Raw genomic sequence first — 2,958 nt, 5'->3', positions numbered from 1 at the left:
TCCGTCGTCGGCAGCGTCAGATGTGTATAAGAGACAGGGCGAACCGGCGCCGTGCAGGGCGGGGGCGGGGAGCCTGACCCCACCCGACCCGAAGAAGGAACACCCATGAGCCACCCTCGCAGCACCATCGAACCTCCACCGCCCAGCCCCGGCCGTCAAACTGTGCCCGCTCGTCCCCATCGCCGTTCACGCGTGATCACCAGCAAGCTGTGGGTCGTACCGGCGCTCGGCTGCCTGCTGCTGGGCACCGTGGGGACACCAGCCTCGGCCGACACCACCGTGCCGCTCCAGGCGGCCGCCGGCTCCGGCGACGCCTGGGTGCTGAGCACCACCGACCCGTCGAAGAACTATGCGCCGACGTTCGTCGGCAACGGCTACCTCGCGGCGCGGGTGCCGGCGGCAGGTCAGGGATTCAGCAGCACGCCCATCACCACGCAGTCGCAGCTCGCGGGCTTCTACGGCCTCTCGGACACCAAGATCGAGGAACGGGCCAGCCTGCCGACCTGGACCACACTGCGCTTCGGCCGCAGCGGCGGCGGCCAGCCGCCGGCGATCGACCCCGCCACGGACGGCGCCACCAGCAAGTACCAGCAGTCGATCGACTTTCGCACCGGGGTGCTGACCACCTCGTACGACTGGACCTCACCAGCTGGTGACACCACGAGCTTCACCTACGAGGTCAGCGCCAACCGCGCGGACGGCCATCTGGGCACGGTGAGCCTGCGGGCGGTGCCGCACTGGAGTGGAACAGCGGTCGCCGTGGACGCGTTCGACGGCCGGGGCCTGGCCAAGGCATCCGCCACCGACCCCCGCGTGGACGGCAGGACGGGGACGCTGTCGGAGACCGTGATGTCCAAACGGGAGCTGGTCACCGCCGGACTGAGCTCGGTGCTGCGCGTCGACGGGAAGACCGTGCCCACCCAGGCGATCCCCGCGGCCGAGGACGGCACCGCCGGGCAGAGCGCGACCTTCCCGGTCCAGGCCGAGCAGCCGATCCAGGTCACGAAGTTCGTCGGCATCGCCTCGAGCGTCGACACCGACCGGAAGCTTTCTGCCGCGACCCCGCAGGAGGCCGCCGCGACCACGGCCGCGCGTGCCGCCAGCAACGGCTACCCGAGCACGCTCGCTCGCAACAACCAGGAGTGGGCACGTCTGTGGCAGTCCAGCATCTCGATCCCCGGTGACACGGCCATGAGCAGGCAGATCAACGCGTCCATGTTCTACCTGCTCACCAGCATGCGTCCCGGTGTGACCTGGAGCGCCAGCCCGGGCGGGCTGTCCTCGGACGGCTACAACGGTCACGTCTTCTGGGACATGGAGACCTGGATGTACCCGGCTCTCCTCGCCCAGTACCCCGACATCGCGGTCGGCGCAAACACGTACCGGCAGAAGCTGCTGCACCCGGCCAACCTCGCCGCCGCACAGCTGTCGACGTCCAGCCACCCGATCAAGGGCGCGAAGTTCCCCTGGGAGAGCGCGCTGACCGGCTCGGAGCAGACGCCGCCGCCGTGGCCCATGGGCGAGTCCGAGATCCACATCAACTCCGACATCGCCCTGGCGCAGTGGCAGTACTACCAGGCGAGCGGCGACACGGCCTGGCTGCGCGACAAGGCGTGGCCCGTCCTCAAGGGCATCGCCGACTACTGGGCCACCCGCGCCGTGTCGGACGGGTCCGGCGGGTACGACATCAACGACGTCATGGGCCCGGACGAGTACCACGACAACGTCAACAACAGTGTGACCACCAATGCCGGCGCACAGGCGTCCCTGCGCATCGCGACCGAAGCGGCACAGATCCTCGGCCGGACCGCCGACCCGGCGTGGAGCAAGGTCGCCGACGGCCTGAAGATCCCGGTGGACACGACGCTGAACATCCACCCCGAGTTCGACGGCTACGCCGGCCAGACGGTCAAGCAGGCCGACGTCACCCTGCTGCAGTACCCCTGGAATGTCCCGATGCCGGACGCCGTGGCCCAGAACGACCTCGACTACTACGCCGCGCGCACCGACTGGAACGGCCCCTCGATGACGGACGCCATCGCCGCCATCGACAGTGCCGCCCTCGGCTCCTCGGGCTGCACGACCTACTCCTACCTGAAGAGCAGCGCGACCCCGTTCCTCACGGCGCCGTTCGACCAGTGGTACGAGAGCCGCAACGGCGGGGCGTTCAACTTCGCCACCGGCCAGGGCGGGTACCTGCAGGTGTTCCTCTACGGGTTGACCGGGTTGCGCTGGGGAACCGACGCCGTCACCGTGGATCCGTTCCTGCCGACCCAGCTGCCCGGCGTCGACGTCACCGGCGTGAAGTGGCACGGCAGCACCTTCGACATCTCCGTCGGACAGCAGAGCACGACCCTGACCCTGCGCTCCGGGGCCCCGGTGGCGGTTCGCGACGGCTCCGGCACGGTGCACCGGGTCTCCGGCGCCACGCCGCTGCAGCTCCCGACCCGGCACCCGGCGCCGACGGCCCAGCCGTCCAGCTGCACCGGACCGATCACCTCGGCCGCTGCGCCCAGCCGATGCGTGGACATCCAGTGGGGCAACACCAGTGACGGGACGGCGCTCCAGATCTGGGACTGCAACGGCAGCCCCGCGCAGGCCTGGACGCGTCCCGGAAACGGCACAGTGATGGCCGCCGGCAAGTGCATGGACGTGCGCGGCGGCTCCGATGCGGACGGGACACCCGTGCAGATCTATACGTGCAACGGCGGCCCATCGCAGCAGTGGACGTACGAGAAGGACACCGGTGAGCTGAAAGCGTTCGGCAAGTGCCTCGCGACCCTGGACGACGGCACGAGCAACGGCACCACGCTCGTGATCGAGACCTGTGACAGCAGCACGAGCCAACGGTGGAACCTGCCGGCCTGACCCCTACGGTCGCGGGGGGGGGGGGGGGGGGGGGGGGGGGGGGGGGGGGGGGGGGGGGGGGGGGGGGGGGGGGGGGGGGGGGGGGGGGGG

Annotated in this window: 1 protein-coding gene; it reads left to right on the top strand. The window is 70.5% G+C overall.

All coding sequences use genetic code 11. The features are described 5' to 3' along the window. Positions 1-192 precede the first annotated feature (192 nt). A complete protein-coding gene (locus tag ACR9ZK_RS21175; RefSeq protein WP_481343941.1) occupies positions 193-2,868 on the top strand; it encodes a ricin-type beta-trefoil lectin domain protein in 2,676 nt (891 codons plus the stop codon). Positions 2,869-2,958: the final 90 nt, after the last annotated feature.

It is taken from the genome of Monashia sp. HAY1-5C (genome assembly GCF_056755255.1).
Note: the sequence above shows the minus strand (reverse complement) of the source record. Positions and strands in the feature narration are given on the sequence as shown.